The sequence below is a fragment of the Zoogloea sp. GDB6 genome, assembly GCF_056724105.1.
The window spans coordinates 4,144,875-4,161,333 of sequence record NZ_CM161497.1 but is presented as its reverse complement, the minus strand read 5'-3'; the positions used below and the strand labels follow the sequence as shown (position 1 = coordinate 4,161,333).

Sequence of the window (16,459 nt, the reverse complement as noted above, 5' to 3'; positions counted from 1 at the left end):
GATTTTCGCTATCTGAGAATTTGATGAAGGGTCTTGCGTTGTTCGACGATGGCCAGGAGCCTTGCCAAGGTCTTGCTGAAATACTCGATTTCCGGGCGGCCGACTGGCCAGCCTTCGCAGGCCGCGGCAAAACAGGCCGGAGGAATCAGGCTGGCCAGTTCGGGGAGAGCCTGGCTGATTTCGTAAACACCGCCGCCGGCATTGACTGGCAGCTCCACAAGTCGCTTGATCTCGACCAGGATGCGGTGGGAAAAGCTCTCTGACAGCCCCTCCTGGTAGCGCGCAAAGTCATTTACCAGTTGAGCCAGTAGTCCGCTGCGGGAACAGCCTTGCGATGTGCTTTCGAGCAGTCTTAGCCAGTGCTGTTCACGCGCTGGCGCCGGCAGAAAAGCGAGTACTTTGAAAAGATCGATCCTCAGTCCCGAACCATCAGTCTGGGTCACGAACTCGGCGGCCCAGTCTGCTTCGGGATTCCGCAGCAAGGCGTCGTACCAGGCGCGCAGGATGGCCTCGCTCCAGTCCGTGCTATTTGCCCATTCGATCAGACCGCCCGGCGACAGGCCGGTTGTTTTCGTCCACCAGGCGAGGGGTACGCAGCGGGCGATCTGGTACAGCCACCAAGCCCTTTCGCCCAAGCTCTCGTTCTTGGCCCGGTTTTCTTCAAGTGCATCGCTCTTCCAGTCGCTGGAGAAACCGGCCGGGGCCTCGAGGGGGAACACGGAGCCAGGCAGGGGGGCTTGGCCGAGACAGGCTGCCATTCGTTCAGTCATGCGCCGACTGAAACGGCTGTCGGGCAGCGCGGCCAGAAGGTTGGCTGCCCGTTGGCGCACTTCCTTGCTGCGGTCGGCCAGCAGGCTTTCAAGGAAGTCCTCGTCCTGCAAGCCCAGGCCCGCGCTCATCGTTTCCAACAGGCTGGCCCGCTCTCGTGCATCAAGTTGCGAAAAGCCGTCCTGCAGCAAGCTGCGCGCCTGCCCAGGATCGCTTTGCCGCAACCTGCCGAGCAGATGCTTCCGCTGGTCCTGGCTGCCGTTTTCCCACAGGGCCGGGTCGGTAGCCGGGGCAGCTTCACCCGCGGCGTAGGCCCACTCCGGATTGAGACCGGCCAGCCACTGGCCCCGTTGGCCGATTACGGGGAGAAGTGCCGGGCGCAATTCGTGGCTTTTTTGGCCCAGGGTCAGGGCATGCGGCAACAGGCTGGGGGCTAGGCAGTAGCCTTTGTCCGCCAAGCGGAAAAAAGCCTCGCAGCGCAATGTGTCAGGACCGTTGACGAGGATCTGCTGCAGGGCCGACAGGAGCTGTGGATCATCGACAAGCGCTAATCGTTCCTCCGGGCAGAGGGGGGAGGGGTTCCCTCCGCGACAGGGGGGACGTAGCCGGCTGCTGAACACAGTGCCAGGCTACCTGCGCAACGCAGAACGCGGATCTCCATGTCCTCACCTTGCGGGCAGGCTGCTTTGAGCAAGGTGCCGATGTTGCCAGGGGGCTCCGGGAGGTCCGGTGGGCGACGGCCGCTACCCAGCAGGACCTGGCTGGCAAGCTCGTGTAGTAGTTTCATGCGCTCTCCAGTTCCTCTCGCCAGACCAGTTTCCCTTGCCAGGCGGCAAGTGGGCGCAGGAGCTCTCCATCCCATTCGCCGAAAACGGTGAGTGGAGCCCCGCCGCTGGCCGCCAGCAATTGCCAGCCATCTTCGTGGCGTAGTTTCAGGGGGAGACGGCGTTGTTCGGCGCAGTGTAGTGACCAGCCCTGGGGACTGAAGTAGGGCACGCCGTCATCGATCAACATGGGGTGCGGTGATTGCCAGGGATTGGCGGCAATGCCTCCGGCCAGTACGTCCAGTGCGGCAGCAAGTTGACCAGTCGGCGGGGCGCTGTTGGGCAGCAGTTGGGGGGCGCCGGTGTTTAGTGCGCGCAGGGGCTGATTGCTTGGGAAGAAAGCCAGTTCCCCGTGCAGGCTGCTGGCGGTAATGTAATTTTGTTCGAAGCGTCGCCCGCCATGCGCAAAGTCGAGCAGCAGGGCCATGCGTCGTGACAGCCGGCCGAGCAGCCAGACACGGCGCAACCACAGGTTGCCTTCCTCGTCGAAGGCTTGGCCGACAATTTGCCAGTCGTCGCGTAGTCGCTCGCCGTCGGCCAACACGCTGTCCCGGTCGATGCTGATGCCGAGGGCACTGCGGATATCCTGCTGAATGGCTGGTGGCAGGTTGTCGAGGCGGCGAAAGGCATCGATCAGTACGCGTAGCTGGCCCAGTCCGCCCAGGACGTGTCCCGGCCAGGCTTCATTCCGGCCAACCTGGGCGCCGATCCGGCGTAGGCGGGAGGCGAGGCCCGGCAATTGGGCATCGATCATGCGCCGTGCCAGCTCGTCCCAGATTGCCGCCTGCCCCGGCAACTGCGCCAAGCCCTGGCGAAGTCGGTCGTTGAGCCAGCGTTCCAGCTCTTCCAGGCCGCCGGTCATGCGTTGGTGGCGGGCCTCCTCGCGACGGGCTGTGGTTTGCGGGTCAGGTGCTGCGTTGCGTTTCTCGACGATCTTGGCTTCCTGCTTTTCTGCCCGCTGCTGGCGCGAGGCCAGCCAGTCGGCGACCCAGGCGGGGGCCGTGGCCGCCGAGAAGCTGGTCGGGTTCTGCGCGAGGAGGAGCAATAGCGCCAAGCCATGTTTGCAGGGGAATTTGCGACTTGGGCAGGAACAACGAAAAGCCGGGCCGGATTTGTCGACCTGCACCTGATAAGGTTTGCTGCCGCTGCCCTGGCATTCGCCCCAGATCGCCTGCTCATCGTATTCAAGACGCGGCCATTTGCCCGGAATGACCAAACCCTTGGCTGCTTTGGCCGAAGCTTCGTCGGGCGAAAGCTCCAGAACTTCACCAGCGCTCAACGCTATCATTGAATGCTCATTGTTATGACGTCGGTGAATTTTAGGTTAATGGAATTCCCTGGGGCAAGTTCGACCCGAGTACTGCTCCGCGGCATCCCGCGTGAATTGGCATGCCGGCAACGAGCCAGATCCACTGAACGGTTGGCTCCACAGCGGACAGGCTGCTTTGGGCAACGCGCCTGTTTATCTCATAGGGTGGTCGATGATAATGTCATTGGATTCGGTGCCCGTCGCGCTGTTCCGATGACGGTCAGGCTGACGGGCACCGTTCCTCGGATCGCCTTGCGGCGATTGTTCCGGTGACCTGCCCATGCCTTTTCCCGTTGCGCTGCGTTGTGCGCTTGAACGACACGCGATGTCCCTCTCCCGGACGTGCCAGCGTGTCCGGCCGCCTGTTTTTGTCCTAGCGATCCTGCTGCTGGCACTGCTGTTGGGGTGGGCGTGGCGTGCGCAGCATCCCGTCGAGTACCGGGCCGTTGTACGGGTCAGGCTGCCGGTCGTGGCCGATCACCGCCAGCAGCAGCTCAGCGATCCCGCCGAGGAGCTTGCCGGCCAGGCCTTGCTGCACAAGGTGGCGGTGCGCCTGGGTCAGGGCGGCGGTGGGGTTCCGGACGTGTCCGGTTTGCAGGCGCTGCTGCGGGTCGAGATATTGCAGGCGAGCGGCATCATCGTGCTGCAGGCCACGGGCACCGACCCCGTGTATCTGACCGCCGTGCTCAATACCGTGCTGGATGTGTACCGGGAAGAAGGCCAGGCGGTGACGCGCATCCGGGCGGTGGCGGGGGCGCTGGAAGCGGCGGGGGCTGAGTTGAGCGAGGCCGAGGCGCGTCTGCAGGAGATCCGGGCCGCGCTGGCCTCGGGCAGGCGCGATGCATTGGGGGCGGATGACGCGCGGCTGACGCTGATTGCCGACCGGGTGGCCGAGCTGCGCGGCGAGATCCGCGATATGGAGCGGAGCTTCGCGCCGCCGCTGATCCGGCGCAATCCGCAGTTGCGGAAGCTGAACGGGCGCATTGCGGTGATGGAGCGGCAGATCAAGACGCAGCGCAGGGCGATCCAGCGCAATGCCGTGCAGGCCGCACAGCGTGAGGTGGGGCATGGTCGTGCCGAGCTGGAACGGCTGAAGACCGAGCTGATGACCTGGCGCGCCGAGTTGCTGACGGTGGTCGATGAGCTTGAGGTGTCGGCTGTGTCGGCGCCGCCCGAGCGGGGGCAGACGGCGTGGGTGGTGTTGGCCATGGCAGGCGGCTTGACCGCCATGGCCCTGGGCAGCTGCCGGCTCGCCCGGCGCCGCCGCGATCCCGTGCTGTTGCCGGGCTGACGCTGCCGCCGGAGGCGTTAACGAGAAAGGGGGCCGCAGCCCCCTTTCGATCCCTGCTCAGGGCAAGGCTTACTGGTTCTTGAATTCCGGCTTGCGCTTCTCGACGAAGGCGGCCATGCCTTCCTTCTGGTCGTCCAGCGCGAAGGCGGAATGGAACACGCGGCGCTCGAACAGCAGGCCTTCGTTGAGGCTGCTCTCGAAGGAACGGTTCACCGATTCCTTGATCATCATGACCACCGGCAGGGAGTAGCCGGCAATGGTCTCGGCGGCCTTGAGGGCCTCGTCGACCAGCTGGTCGGCGGGGATCACGCGGGCGACGAGGCCGGACTTCTCAGCTTCGACGGCGTCCATCATGCGGGCGGTCAGGCACAGGTCCATGGCCTTGCCCTTGCCGACGGCGCGGGGCAGGCGCTGGGTGCCGCCGGCGCCCGGCAGGATGCCCAGCTTGACTTCGGGCTGGCCGAACTTGGCGGTGTCGGCGGCGAAGATCATGTCGCAGCTCATCGCCAGTTCGCAGCCGCCGCCGAGGGCAAAGCCGGCCACCGCGGCGATGATCGGCTTGCGGCAGGTCTTCACGCGTTCCCAGTTGCGGGTGATGTAGTCGCCCTTGTAGGCGTCCATGTAGCTGAAGTTGGCCATCATCGTGATGTCGGCGCCGGCGGCAAAGGCCTTTTCGGAGCCGGTGATGACGATACAGCCGATGTTCTCGTCGGCCTCGAAGCCGTTGAGGGCCACGCCCAGTTCGTCCACCAGCGCGTCATTGAGGGCGTTGAGGGCCTTCGGACGGTTGAGGGTGATCAGGCCGACCTTGCCACGGGTCTCGACGAGAATGTTCTGATATTCCACTTGGTTCTCCTGTTGTCGCTGTTTTATTAGAGTGCCCCCGCCGTGCGCAGCCCGTCGATCTCCGCCGGGGTGAACCCCCAGTCGGCGAGCACGTCCTCACCGGCGCCATCGACGACCGGCGGACGGGGCTGCGCGGGAATGCTGCGGCTGAAGCGTGGGGCCGGGGCCGGCTGCACGACGCCGCCGACCTCGATGAAAGTGCCGCGAGCCCGATTGTGCGGGTGTTCGGGCGCTTCGTCCATGTCCAGAACGGGCGCCACGCAGGCATCGCTGCCTTCCAGCAGCGCACACCAGGCGTCGCGGCTGCGGCTTGCCAGATGGGTGGCGAGGCGCGTCTTGAGTTCCGGCCAGCGGCTGCGCTCCCATTGCTGGCTGAAGTCCGGGTCGTCGATGCCGGCCTTGTGCAGGAACAGCGCGTAGAACTGGGGTTCGATGGGGCCGATGGAAATGTACTTGCCGTCGGCGCAGCGGTAGGTGTCGTAGAAGGGCGCGCCGCCGTCGAGCAGGTTGGTGCCGCGCTGCTGCGACCACTGGCCCATGGACTTGAGGGTGTACATCATGCTCATCAGCAGCGCCGAACCGTCGGTCATCGCCGCGTCCACCACCTGGCCGTGGCCGGAGTTGCGTGCCTCGGTCAGCGCGGCGAGCACGCCGACCACCAGCAGCATCGCGCCGCCGCCGCAGTCGGCCACCAGGTTGAGGGGCACGACCGGCTTGCCACCGGCCTCGCCGATGGCATGCAGCGCGCCGGACAGGGACAGGTAGTTGATGTCGTGGCCGGCGCTCTGGGACAGGGGCCCGAATTGCCCCCAGCCGGTCATGCGTCCGTAGACGAGGCGCGGATTGGTGGCCAGGCTCTCGTCGGGGCCGAGGCCGAGACGCTCCATCACGCCGGGGCGGAAGCCTTCGATCAGGATGTCGGCGCCGGCGACGAGGCGCCGTGCGGCGTCGAGGCCCTCGGTCTTCTTGAGGTCGAGGCGCACGACGCGGCGGCTGCGGTTGAGGATGTCGCGCTGCGGATCGAAGATCTCGAAGCCGGGCTTGGCATTGGGCGGCGGTTTGCGTTCGATGCGTACCACCTCGGCGCCCAGGTCGGCGAGGATCATGGCACCCATCGGGGCCGGGCCGAGGGCGGCGAATTCGACGATTTTTACGCCGTGGAGAGGACCCATGCGTGTCTCCTTCCTGATTGGTTCTGGTGCAGGCATGCGCGGGAACGTGCGCTGCAATCGCAACGCGGCCCCCGAAATCGAGAGGCGGAACGCAACCGTAATCGAGTACGGGAGCGCTCCGCCCGCGCGAGAGCGGGGGCCGTGGCGGGTTAAGGCCTGGCTTTATTCAGCGGCGATGCTGCGGCCGATGACCAGGCGCTGGATGTCGTTGGCGCCTTCGTAGATCTGGCAGATGCGCACGTCGCGGTAGATCCGCTCGACCGGGAAGTCGCTGGTGTAGCCAACACCGCCGTGGATCTGGATGGCGTCGGAGGCGATCTTCTCGGCGGCTTCGGAGGCGAACATCTTGGCCATCGAGGCTTCCTTCAGGCAGGGCTTGCCGGCGTCCTTCAACTGGGCGGCGCGCCACACCATCAGGCGGGCGGCGTCGAGCAGGGTGTTCATGTCGGCCAGTTTGAAGTTGACCGCCTGGTGCTCGATGATCGGCACGCCGAAGGTGACGCGCTCCTTGGCGTAGCGAATGGCGGCCTCGAAGGCGGCGCGGGCCATGCCGATGCTCTGGGCTGCGATGCCGATGCGGCCGGCTTCCAGGTTGGAGAGGGCGATCTTGTAGCCTTCGCCTTCCTTGCCGAGCAGGGCGCTGGCCGGCACGCGGCAGTTCTCGAGGATGATCTGCACGGTATCGGAGGCGTGCTGGCCCATCTTGTCTTCGGTGCGGCCGACGATGAAGCCGGGCGTGGCGGTCGGCACCAGGAAGCAGGAGATGCCCTTCTTGCCGGCGGCCTTGTCGGTGACGGCGAAGACGATGGCCATCTGGGCATGCTTGCCGGTGGTGATGAACTGCTTGACGCCGTTCAGCACGAAGTCGTCGCCGTCACGGTCGGCACGGGTGGTGATGGCCGCCGCGTCGGAGCCGGTGTGCGGCTCGGTGAGGCAGAAGCAGCCGAGCTTCTCGCCGCGGGCCAGCGGCTTCAGCCATTCTTCCTTTTGCGCATCGGTGCCGTACTTCTGGGTGATGCCGCAGGCCAGGGAGTTCTGCACCGAGACGACGGTGGAGGTGGCGCCGTCGCCGGCGGCGATCTCTTCCAGCGTCAGCACCAGGCTCATGTAGTCCATGCCGGCGCCGCCCCATTCCTCGGGTACCACCATGCCCAGCGCGCCGAGTTCGCCGAGTTCCTTGAGGGCCTGGGCGGGGAAGGTGTGGTGCTTGTCCCATTCGGCGGCGAAGGGAGCGAGGCGCTCCTGCGCAAAGGCACGCATGGAGTCGCGGATCATTTCCTGTTCTTGGGTGAGGATCATCGTGTGTGTCCTTTCCTTACAGCATCTCGACGGCCAGGGCGGTCGCTTCGCCGCCGCCGATGCACAGGCTGGCAATGCCGCGCTTGCCGCCGGTCTTCTTCAGTGCGCCAAGGAGGGTGGCGATGATGCGGGCGCCTGAGGCGCCGATCGGGTGGCCGAGGGCGCAGGCGCCGCCATGGATGTTGACCTTGGCGTGGTCCAGCTTCAGATCGTGGATGGCTGCCATGGTGACGACGGCGAAGGCTTCGTTGATCTCCCACAGATCCACGTCGGCGGTGGTCCAGCCGGTCTTGGCGAGCAGCTTCTGCATGGCGCCGACCGGGGCGGTGGCGAACAGGTTGGGCTGGTGGGCGTGGGTGCTGTGGCCGACGATCTTGGCGATGGGCTTGAGGCCCTTGGCGGCGGCGGTCGATGCGCGCATCAGCACCAGCGCGGCGGCGCCGTCGGAGATGGAGCTGGAGTTGGCCGGGGTCACGGTGCCGTCCTTGCGGAAGGCCGGCTTCAGGCTGGGGATCTTCTCGATGTTGGCCTTCGGCGGCTGCTCGTCGCTGGTGATGGTCACGTCGCCCTTGCGGCCGGCAACGGTCACCGGGGTGATTTCCCACTCGAAGGAGCCGTCCTTGATGGCGGCCTGGGCGCGGGTCGTCGAGGCGATGGCGTAGGCGTCTTGCGCTTCGCGGGTGAAGCCGTAGTTGCCGGCGCAGTCCTCGGCGAAGGTGCCCATCAGGCGGCCCTTCTCGTAGGCGTCTTCAAGGCCGTCGAGGAACATGTGATCCATCACCTGGCCGTGGCCGAGGCGGTAGCCGCCGCGGGCCTTGGGCAGCAGGTAGGGGGCGTTGGTCATGGACTCCATGCCGCCGGCGATCATCACCTCGTTGGTGCCGGCCAGCAGCAGGTCGTGGGCGAGCATGGTGGCCTTCATGCCGGAGCCGCACATCTTGTTGACGGTGGTACAGCCGGTGGACAGCGGCAGGCCGGCGCCCAGCGCAGCCTGGCGGGCCGGGGCCTGGCCCTGGCCAGCGGGCAGCACGCAGCCGAAGATCACTTCTTCGACGGCTTCGGCGGAGATGCCGGCGCGCTCGACGGCGGCCTTGATGGCTGCGCTGCCGAGCTGGGCAGCGGTGAGGCTGGCGAAGTCGCCCTGGAAGCCACCCATCGGGGTACGGGCGGCGGAGACGATGACGATCGGGTCGTTGGTGCTCATGGTGTGCCTTTCGCGAATTCGGTGAGGGGGACTTACTTGGCGGCCATGCGGATGGCGCCGTCGAGGCGGATTACTTCGCCGTTCAGGTAGCTGTTGCTGAAGATGTGCTCCACCAGCGCGGCGTACTCGGCCGGCTTGCCCATGCGGGAGGGGAATGGAACCATCTTGCCGAGGGCTTCTTGCACGTCGGCGGGCATGCCGAGCAGCATCGGGGTTTCCATGATGCCGGGGGCGATGGTCATCACGCGGATGCCGGTGCGCGACAGCTCGCGGGCGATCGGCAGGGTCATGGCGACCACGCCGCCCTTGGAGGCGGCGTAGGCAGCCTGGCCGAGCTGGCCGTCGAAGGCGGCCACCGACGCGGTGCTGACGATCACGCCACGCTCGCCGCCGGCGTTGGGTTCGTTCTTGCTCATGATCTCCGCGGCGAGGCGGGTCATGTTGAAGGTGCCGATCAGGTTGATGTTGATGGTGCGGGCGAAGGACTCCAGCTTGTGGGCGCCTTCCTTGCCGACGACCTTCTCGGCCGGGGCGATGCCGGCACAGTTCACCAGGCCACGCAGGGTGCCCAGCTCGACGGCGGCGGCGAAGGCGGCCTTGGCGCTGTCCTCGCCGGTCACGTCGGTGGCGACGAAGCGCGCGTTGGCGCCCAGTTCGAGGGCCTTGGCTTCGCCGGCTTCCTTGTTCACATCGGCCAGCACGACCTTGCCGCCCTTGGCGACGATCATCTGCGCGGTCGCTGCACCCAGGCCCGAGCCGCCGCCGGTCACCACGAATACGTTGTTCTGGATATCCATCTATCTCTCTCCTCGTTGCTGTCGGCTGAAGGGTCCGCCGGGGCGGACACGATGTGGGGCGCAGTCTAGGCACAAGCCCCGCCGGCTTCCATGCCTAAAACGCTCAATGTGGATGATAGAATTTGCCACATCGAAGGGGCGCAAAGCCCCGTGTGGCGCGGCGAGGCGCGGTTCCGGCAAGCCGTCGGCGGTGTGCTTCCGGGGCTGCGTCCCGACCCCTTTCCTTGTTCCTGTTTCCGGCCGGATGTCCATGAGCGAACCCACGTCCGACAAGGGCACGATCTCCATCGGCTTCGTCCATGAAGCGCTGGTGGAAGTTCGCGCGCGCGGCATCGACGCGGACGCGCTGCTGAACCAGGCCGGCATCTCGCCGGAGCTCCTCAACGCGCCGCAGGCTCGGGTGTCGTCGGAGCATTTCGCGGTGCTATGGCATCTCATCGCCCAGTCGATGGACGACGAGTTCTTCGGCATGGACTCCCATCGCATGAAGGCTGGCAGCTTCACGCTGCTGTGTCACAGCGTGATCCATTGCGACACGCTGGAGCGGGCGCTGCGCCGGGCACTGCGCTTCTTCCGGCTGCTCCTCGACGACCTGGAAGGCGTGCTGGTGCGCGATGGCGAGACGGCCCGCGTCGAGATCATCGATCGCCAGGCCGAGCCGCGGCGGGCCTTTGCCTACGGCACCTTCCTGATCATCCTGCACGGCCTGGCCTGCTGGCTGATCGGGCGGCGCATCCCGTTGGGCCATGCGCGCTTCCGTTGCCTGGAGCCGGACTTCAGCGCCGAATGGCGGGTGCTGTTCTCGCCGGACCTGCGCTTCGGCGACGCATGCACCGAGATCGCCTTTCCGGCCGAATTCCTTGACATGCCCACCGTGCAGAGCGAGCGCACGATGAAGCTGTTCCTGCGCAGTGCGCCGGCCAACTTCCTGGTCAAGTATCGCAACAGCGAAGGGCTGGTGGCGCGTATCCGGCGCCGCTTGCGGCGGATGCCGCCGGATGCGTGGCCGGACTTCGAGACCCTCGCCCAGCAACTGCATTTTTCGGTGTCCACGCTGCGCCGGCACTTGCTCGACGAAGGCCAGTCCTATCAGTCGATCAAGGACGACCTGCGCCTTGACCTGGCGATCAGCCAGCTCAGCCATTCGGACAAATCGGTGCTCGACATCGCGCTGGAGCTGGGCTTCGCCGAGGCCAGCGCCTTTCACCGGGCGTTCAAGAAGTGGACCGGCGCACGGCCGGGCGAATACCGGCGCGCGCTCGCCGGACACTAGCGGAAAGGGAGCATCCCGATGACGGCCGAAACCTCACCCTCCAGGCCGGCACGTCGTTTCCGCTGGCCGCTGCACATCCATATTTCGACACTGTTCTTCGTGCTGGTGCTGCTCGCTGGCGGCAGCATCGCCTGGCTGTCCTACACGCGTAGCGCGCAGATGCTGGAGCGGGCCGCCGGCGATCTGCTGGGGCGTATTTCGCAGCAGACCGTAGGCGATACGGAGAGCCTGTTGCAGCCTGTCAATGCCAGCCTGCGCCTGCTGGCCCTGCAGCCGCTGGTGCGGGCCGGCACGCTGGCCGAGCGGCGCGAGAGCCTGGCTGTCCTGCAGGAGGCGCTGCTGGCCACGCCATCGGTGAGCTCCTTCTACGTCGGCTACGCAACGGGCGATTTCTTTCTGCTGATGCGTTTCACCAGCGACGAGGACCGACGCCAGCTCGGCGCGCCGCGGGAGGCGGCTTACGTGATCCAGAGCATCACTGGACAGGACGGGCGCTTCATCTTCCTCGACAATCAACTGGCCGAGCTGAAGTTGCGGGAGCGCCCCGAATATCCGCGCAATTACGATCCGCGCCGGCGCGGCTGGTTCACGCAGGCCATGGGCAGCCGCGACTCGATACTGACCGCGCCTTACCTGTTCGCAGCCACCGGCAAGCTCGGCGTGACGCTGGCACGCCGTGCCGAGTCTGGCCGCGCGGTGGTGGGGGCTGACATCCGCCTGGCCACGCTGGACGACACGCTGCGTCGCCAGCGCATTACGCCGGGCTCCCATCTGGTGCTGTTCGATGAGGACAAGCGGGTCATCGCCTACTCGGAGCTGGGCTGGCAGCCCCGTGCAGTCGGCGGCGTCGTCGAGCGGCCGCTGCTGTCGGCGCTGGATGGCGGCGGGTTGGCGGGGCTGGCGGCCCGCTTGCCGGCGCTCGACGGGGCTGGCGAGATGCCGTTGACCGCCTTCGAGTCTGGTGGGCGCAACTGGCACGGGGCGGTGGCGCGCCTTTCCATGCAGGGTGGGCGGCCGATTTATCTCGGCGTGGCGATCCCCGACGAAGAGTTGTTGGTCGAGGCGCGGGCCATTCGTGATAGCTCCATTGTGGCGACCTTGATCGTCGTGCTGCTGGCTTTGCCGCTGACCTACTGGACGGCCCGTCTGGTGGCACGGCCAATCCGCGAACTGGCCGTGGAGACGGCGGCGATCCGCCGTTTCGACTTCGCCGGGGCGGTGAAGACCTGCTCGGTAGTGCGTGAGGTGGACGATCTGGCAGCGGATCTGGGGGCGATGAAGGGCGCGGTCCGGCGCTTCCTCGACATCGCGTCGCTGATCGCCGAGGAGTCCGACTTCGACCGTCTGCTGCCGCGCCTGGTGGACGAGACGCTGGCGGTGGTCGGCGCACGGGCCGGGGTGCTCTACTTGGCGCGGGACGGTGACGGCGGTGACGGCCTGGATGCGGTGGCCTTGCGCGGCGCCGATGGCAATAGTCTGCCGATGCCCTTTGCGCCGCCGGGGGAGGCGATGGCCGAACTGGTGGCCCGGGGGGCCCGCTCTGCGGTCGGAGAGCTACGTTCCGGGCACGGTGCCGGGCGTAGTTGCACTGGTTTGTGTGAAGCCATCGGCGAGCACACGCTGGCCTATCTGGCGGTGCCGCTGCTGGACCGCAAGCAGCAGCGCCTGGGTTTGCTGGTGCTGTGGTTCCGGCAGGCGCCGGACCCGGAGCTGGTGCATTTCGTGGAGGCGCTGTCCGGTTCGGCGGCGGTGTCCGTCGAGACCCGGGGCCTGATCCACGCCCAGAAGCAGATGTTCGAATCCTTCGTCCGCCTGCTGGCCGGCGCCATCGACGCCAAGAGCCCTTACACCGGTGGCCACTGCGCGCGGGTGCCGGAGCTGTCGAAGATGCTGGCGCGGGCGGCCTGTGCGGCGACCGACGGGCCGTACCGCGACTTCTGCCTCAACGACGAGGAGTGGGAGGCGGTGCACATCGCGGCCTGGCTGCACGATTGCGGCAAGGTGACCACACCGGAATACGTGGTGGACAAGGCCACCAAGCTGGAGACGATCTACGACCGCATCCACGAGGTGCGAATGCGTTTCGAGGTGCTCAAGCGCGATGCGGAGGTGGCTTGCTGGCGGGCTATCGCCGATGGGGCAGATGCCGTCGAAGCCCGGGCACGGCTGACCGAAGCGTGGGCCCAGCTCGACGAGGAGTTCGCCTTCGTGGCGTCGTGCAATGAGGGCGGCGAGGCGATGGCGCCGGAGCGCGTCGGGCGCCTGCGCCAGATCGCCGGGCGGACCTGGTTGCGTACCCTCGATGATCGGCTCGGCGTTTCCGAGGACGAGCGGTGTCGCAAGCCGGTCACAATCCTGCCGGTGCAGGAGGCGCTGCTGGCCGACAAACCCGAGCATCGTATCGAGCGCCGGCCGGAGGAGCGCATTGCGGCGGACAACCCGTGGGGTTTTCGCATGGCGGTGCCGGAACTGCTCTACAACCGTGGCGAACTGGCCAACCTGTCGGTGGCGCGGGGCACCCTCACCGAGGAGGACCGCTACAAGATCAACGAACACATCGTGCAAACCATCCGCATGCTCGCCGCGCTGCCTTTCCCACGCCATCTGAAGGCGGTGCCGGAACTCGCCGGCGGGCACCACGAGAAGATGGACGGCACCGGCTACCCGCGCGGCCTGCGCCGGGACGAGATGAGCCCGGTGGCGCGGATGATCGCGATCGCCGACATCTTCGAGGCGCTGACCGCGGTGGACCGCCCCTACAAGCGCGGCAAGCGCCTGTCGGAGGCGATGGCGATCATGGCGCGCATGCGCGACGCGGCGCACATCGACGCGGAACTGTTCGCACTGTTCGTGCAGGCGGGGGTGTATCGGGACTACGCGCTGAGCTTCATGCAGCCCGAGTGCATCGACGAGGTCGACGAGGCGGTGCTGCTGGCGCAGGGCTGAGGCGGCGGGGCGTACTGCGGGAGAGCGGAGGAAGGGGGCCCGGCAGCGGATCGCGCCGCCGGGCGGGGTGTGGTACGGACGAAGATCAGTTCGTCAGGTTGGCGGCTGCCAGGGCGGTCAACCAGCCGCTGGCCACGACGCCGGCCGGGAACAGCAGGCGCATGCGGGTCGGGAAGGGATAGCTCTCGACCCAACGATAGAACACGGATCCGCCGGCGATGCTGACGGACAGTGCGACCAGCAGGCCAGCTGCATTGATGACCGGATTGGTCGGGAAGAAGTAGGTGATGGTGGCATTGACCAGCAGGCACAGCGGGAAATGCACCAGGAACACCGAATAGGAAATGCGGCTCAGGCGGGCCAGTGGGGCCGGCAGCGGCATGGTGTGCAGTACGTGGGTCCACCGGGCCAGGCCGAGAAAGACCGCGACGGTGCCGGCAATCGCGATACGACCGCGGAAGTCCACGCTCAGCGCAGCGATGGCCAACAGTGCCAGCAGGGCCAGCCAGCGGCCGGCGCGTTCGCGGCCGGAGGCCCACCAGGCCAGGATGCCCATGCCGAAGGCGCCGAAGAAGTAGAAGGCGCTCTCGTCCCACCAGGCGTCCCGGTTGAAGTAGAACAGGGACGCGATGGTCATGCCGCCGATCAGCAGCGGCGCGGCGGCGCGCAGGGCCGGCTGGCGGTGGGCCAGCTGGGTCGGCAGCCACAGCAGCAGGATGCCCAGCGCGAAGAGCTGGAAGTCGATGGCCACGTACCACACGCCGGCCGACAGGGCTTCCTGGTCGAGCAGATCATGCAGCAGCAGTACGTGGGCCAGCAGGCGGGGCAGGTCGGGGGCCGAGGAGATGGAGTGGTGGTCCATCACCAGGCCGGCCAGCGCCGAACAGCAGATGGCGATCAGCAGCGCGGCGGAATAGGGAACGACGAGGCGGGTATAGCGCTGCAGCAGCGCGTACAACGGCACGATCGGCGTCGGCAGCCCGGCGGGGGCGAACTTGGATGCGAACAGGAAACCGGAGACGACCAGGAAGATCTGCACCGCCATGCGGGCATAGACGTCCAGGCCTTCGATCAACGTCGGCATGAGGGGTTTGGCCACATCGGCCATCGGCCCGTAGAAGGCCAGGTGGTGCAGCACGATCAATACACAGGCGATGGCCTTGAGGGCATCTATCGCCGGCATTCTTAGAGCTTCACTGCGCATGGGTTCGCGTGTCCTCCGGAAGGCAGGAATCGATGCTCAACATGCGGGCACGAGCGGGCTCGGTGGCCTGCTCGGGCGGACAGGATCTGCGGGAAGAAAAGGTGGCCGATGCAGTTCCGGCAAAGTGTGCCGGATGCTCGACGAAGCTGGGACAGAAACAGATCAATCCGGAAAATCGCCGGTTGGGGCGATGTTGCTCGGCGTGTTGAACGCTAAGCCGTAATTATACGGACCGTACGGCGGGGTGTGGTCAAAATTCGCCCAAAATGGGCATATCCTGAAAGATATGCCCATTCGTCCGGCGGGAGGCGCGGGCGCGCCCCCGGTGGGCTTACGGCTTGTAGGCTTCGACGGCGATGGTCAGCTTGACCTCGTCGCCCACGTAGGGCGCGTACTTGCCGGCGTTGAACTCGGTGCGCTTGATGGTGGCGGTGGCGTTGGCGCCACAGGCCGGCTTCTTCAGCATCGGGTGGTCCATGCAGTGGAAGGAGGTGACGGTCAGGGTCACCGGCTTGGTGATGCCTTTGACGGTCAGGTTGCCTTCGATGGTGGCCGGCTTGTCACCGTCGAAGTTCACCTTGGTGGACTTGTAGGTGATGGTCGGGTACTTGGCGGTGTCGAAGAAGTCTTCGCCCTGGATGTGCTGGTTGAACAGCGGGTAGCCCGTATCCACCGAGGTGGTGTCGATGGTCACGTTGACGGAGCCGGTCTTGGTGGCCTTGTCCAGCGTGATTGTGCCGCTGGTCTTGTCGAAGCGCGACAGCTGGGTGGAGTAGCCGAAGTGGCTGTACTCGAAGCGCGGGTAGGTGTGGGTGCCTTCGATGGTGTAGGTTTCCGGCGCGGCGAAGGCGGCGGACGACAGGGCGGCGGCGATGGCCAGGGTGACGAGTTTCTTCATGCTGAATCTCCGTTTTACGTTGAGGTTTGGGGTTGGGGATTGTTGGGGATTACTTCTTGGCCACGGCCACCGGGGCAGCCACGACGTGGAACTTGATCTCGATTTCGTTGGCGACGGCGCTGACATCGGACCACGGGCCTTCGCCGATGTTGAAGTCCATGCGCTTGAGCACGAAGGCGCCGTCGAAGACGCCGTTGGCGCCGTCCTGCTTGAAGGTGAAGGGGGCGGTGACATCGCGGGTCTGGCCCTTGATGGTCATCTTGCCGACGGCCTCGAAGCGGTTGCCGCCGAGGGCCTTGACGCCGGTGGACACGAACTTGGCGGTCGGGAAGGCCTTGACGTTGAACCACTGCTTACCGACCACTTCGTCGTTGGCGTCCTTGGAGCCGGCGTCGATGCTGGCCAGGTCGATCTCCAGCGTGGTGCTGGCGGCGGTCGGCTTGGCCGGGTCGAAGGCCAGCTGGGCGGTGAACTTCTTGAAGCTGCCGGGCACCGGCACGCCCATCTGCTTGGACGTGAAGGCGAGGCTGCTCTTGGCGGTATCCACCTGCTTGAACTCGGCGGCGTGGGCGGCGCCGGCCAGCAGCAGGGCGGCGGCGGACAGGGCGATGTGATTGATCTTCATGGT

The 16,459-nt window shown here is 66.4% G+C and carries 14 protein-coding genes; 3 read left to right on the top strand and 11 right to left on the bottom strand.

The window, feature by feature from the left end; genetic code table 11:
- Positions 1–8: 8 nt before the first annotated feature.
- From AC1PQG_RS18935 to AC1PQG_RS18925, 3 genes are read right to left on the bottom strand one after another with little or no spacing between them, the layout of a single operon-like run.
- A complete protein-coding gene (locus AC1PQG_RS18935) occupies positions 9–1,388 on the bottom strand; it encodes a DUF5691 domain-containing protein (RefSeq protein ID WP_481119346.1) in 1,380 nt (459 codons plus the stop codon).
- Entirely contained in the window at positions 1,316–1,555 is a 240-nt protein-coding gene (locus AC1PQG_RS18930) for a DUF5691 domain-containing protein (protein ID WP_481119345.1), read from the bottom strand. Before AC1PQG_RS18930 ends, AC1PQG_RS18935 begins: the two co-directional genes overlap by 73 nt.
- Entirely contained in the window at positions 1,552–2,880 is a 1,329-nt protein-coding gene (locus AC1PQG_RS18925) for an SWIM zinc finger family protein (RefSeq protein WP_481119344.1), read from the bottom strand. Before AC1PQG_RS18925 ends, AC1PQG_RS18930 begins: the two co-directional genes overlap by 4 nt.
- Positions 2,881–3,181: 301 nt before the next feature.
- On the opposite strand from AC1PQG_RS18925, the gene AC1PQG_RS18920 reads away from it, so the two are divergent.
- Entirely contained in the window at positions 3,182–4,192 is a 1,011-nt protein-coding gene (locus AC1PQG_RS18920) for a hypothetical protein (protein ID WP_481119343.1), read from the top strand.
- Between the two features lie 69 nt (positions 4,193–4,261).
- On the opposite strand, the gene AC1PQG_RS18915 is transcribed toward AC1PQG_RS18920, so the two are convergent.
- The 5 genes from AC1PQG_RS18915 to AC1PQG_RS18895 all read right to left on the bottom strand — a co-directional run bounded on the left by AC1PQG_RS18915 (position 4,262) and on the right by AC1PQG_RS18895 (position 9,510).
- Complete coding sequence (locus tag AC1PQG_RS18915; protein ID WP_481119342.1) at positions 4,262–5,038, bottom strand: enoyl-CoA hydratase; 777 nt, start codon at positions 5,036–5,038, stop codon at positions 4,262–4,264.
- A 26-nt stretch (positions 5,039–5,064) separates the two neighbouring features.
- Complete coding sequence (locus tag AC1PQG_RS18910; protein WP_481119341.1) at positions 5,065–6,210, bottom strand: CaiB/BaiF CoA transferase family protein; 1,146 nt, start codon at positions 6,208–6,210, stop codon at positions 5,065–5,067.
- Between the two features lie 162 nt (positions 6,211–6,372).
- On the bottom strand, positions 6,373–7,509 hold the full coding sequence (locus AC1PQG_RS18905; protein ID WP_481119340.1) for an acyl-CoA dehydrogenase: 1,137 nt from the start codon (positions 7,507–7,509) through the stop codon (positions 6,373–6,375).
- A gap of 16 nt (positions 7,510–7,525) precedes the next feature.
- Positions 7,526–8,713: an acetyl-CoA C-acetyltransferase gene (locus AC1PQG_RS18900; protein WP_481119339.1), complete on the bottom strand. Its 1,188-nt coding sequence runs from the start codon at positions 8,711–8,713 to the stop codon at positions 7,526–7,528.
- A 32-nt stretch (positions 8,714–8,745) separates the two neighbouring features.
- Positions 8,746–9,510, bottom strand: a complete 765-nt coding sequence (locus AC1PQG_RS18895) for a 3-hydroxyacyl-CoA dehydrogenase (protein WP_481119338.1) — start codon at positions 9,508–9,510, stop codon at positions 8,746–8,748.
- A gap of 250 nt (positions 9,511–9,760) precedes the next feature.
- Here AC1PQG_RS18895 and AC1PQG_RS18890 point away from each other — a divergent pair, with 250 nt between their 5' ends.
- Both AC1PQG_RS18890 and AC1PQG_RS18885 read left to right on the top strand, forming a co-directional pair.
- Complete coding sequence (locus AC1PQG_RS18890; protein ID WP_481119337.1) at positions 9,761–10,783, top strand: AraC family transcriptional regulator; 1,023 nt, start codon at positions 9,761–9,763, stop codon at positions 10,781–10,783.
- Between the two features lie 18 nt (positions 10,784–10,801).
- Complete coding sequence (locus tag AC1PQG_RS18885) at positions 10,802–13,729, top strand: HD domain-containing phosphohydrolase (RefSeq protein WP_481119336.1); 2,928 nt, start codon at positions 10,802–10,804, stop codon at positions 13,727–13,729.
- A gap of 85 nt (positions 13,730–13,814) precedes the next feature.
- On the opposite strand, the gene AC1PQG_RS18880 is transcribed toward AC1PQG_RS18885, so the two are convergent.
- The 3 genes from AC1PQG_RS18880 to AC1PQG_RS18870 all read right to left on the bottom strand — a co-directional run bounded on the left by AC1PQG_RS18880 (position 13,815) and on the right by AC1PQG_RS18870 (position 16,456).
- Positions 13,815–14,933, bottom strand: a complete 1,119-nt coding sequence (locus AC1PQG_RS18880) for an acyltransferase family protein (RefSeq protein WP_481119335.1) — start codon at positions 14,931–14,933, stop codon at positions 13,815–13,817.
- 331 nt (positions 14,934–15,264) lie between these two features.
- Positions 15,265–15,831, bottom strand: a complete 567-nt coding sequence (locus AC1PQG_RS18875; protein WP_481119334.1) for a YceI family protein — start codon at positions 15,829–15,831, stop codon at positions 15,265–15,267.
- Positions 15,832–15,880: 49 nt separating this feature from the next.
- On the bottom strand, positions 15,881–16,456 hold the full coding sequence (locus AC1PQG_RS18870; protein WP_481119333.1) for a YceI family protein: 576 nt from the start codon (positions 16,454–16,456) through the stop codon (positions 15,881–15,883).
- Positions 16,457–16,459 lie beyond the last annotated feature (3 nt).

Bases quoted from the DNA above. Each gene is read 5' to 3' on its own strand.
- AC1PQG_RS18930 (WP_481119345.1), bottom strand. From the start codon at position 1,555: ATGAAACTACTACACGAGCTTGCCAGCCAGGTCCTGCTGGGTAGCGGC.
- AC1PQG_RS18870 (WP_481119333.1), bottom strand. From the start codon at position 16,456: ATGAAGATCAATCACATCGCCCTGTCCGCCGCCGCCCTGCTGCTGGCC.
- AC1PQG_RS18890 (WP_481119337.1), top strand. From the start codon at position 9,761: ATGAGCGAACCCACGTCCGACAAGGGCACGATCTCCATCGGCTTCGTC.
- AC1PQG_RS18910 (WP_481119341.1), bottom strand. From the start codon at position 6,210: ATGGGTCCTCTCCACGGCGTAAAAATCGTCGAATTCGCCGCCCTCGGC.
- AC1PQG_RS18880 (WP_481119335.1), bottom strand. From the start codon at position 14,933: ATGCGCAGTGAAGCTCTAAGAATGCCGGCGATAGATGCCCTCAAGGCC.
- AC1PQG_RS18905 (WP_481119340.1), bottom strand. From the start codon at position 7,509: ATGATCCTCACCCAAGAACAGGAAATGATCCGCGACTCCATGCGTGCC.
- AC1PQG_RS18920 (WP_481119343.1), top strand. From the start codon at position 3,182: ATGCCTTTTCCCGTTGCGCTGCGTTGTGCGCTTGAACGACACGCGATG.
- AC1PQG_RS18875 (WP_481119334.1), bottom strand. From the start codon at position 15,831: ATGAAGAAACTCGTCACCCTGGCCATCGCCGCCGCCCTGTCGTCCGCC.
- AC1PQG_RS18895 (WP_481119338.1), bottom strand. From the start codon at position 9,510: ATGGATATCCAGAACAACGTATTCGTGGTGACCGGCGGCGGCTCGGGC.
- AC1PQG_RS18900 (WP_481119339.1), bottom strand. From the start codon at position 8,713: ATGAGCACCAACGACCCGATCGTCATCGTCTCCGCCGCCCGTACCCCG.
- AC1PQG_RS18885 (WP_481119336.1), top strand. From the start codon at position 10,802: ATGACGGCCGAAACCTCACCCTCCAGGCCGGCACGTCGTTTCCGCTGG.
- AC1PQG_RS18925 (WP_481119344.1), bottom strand. From the start codon at position 2,880: ATGATAGCGTTGAGCGCTGGTGAAGTTCTGGAGCTTTCGCCCGACGAA.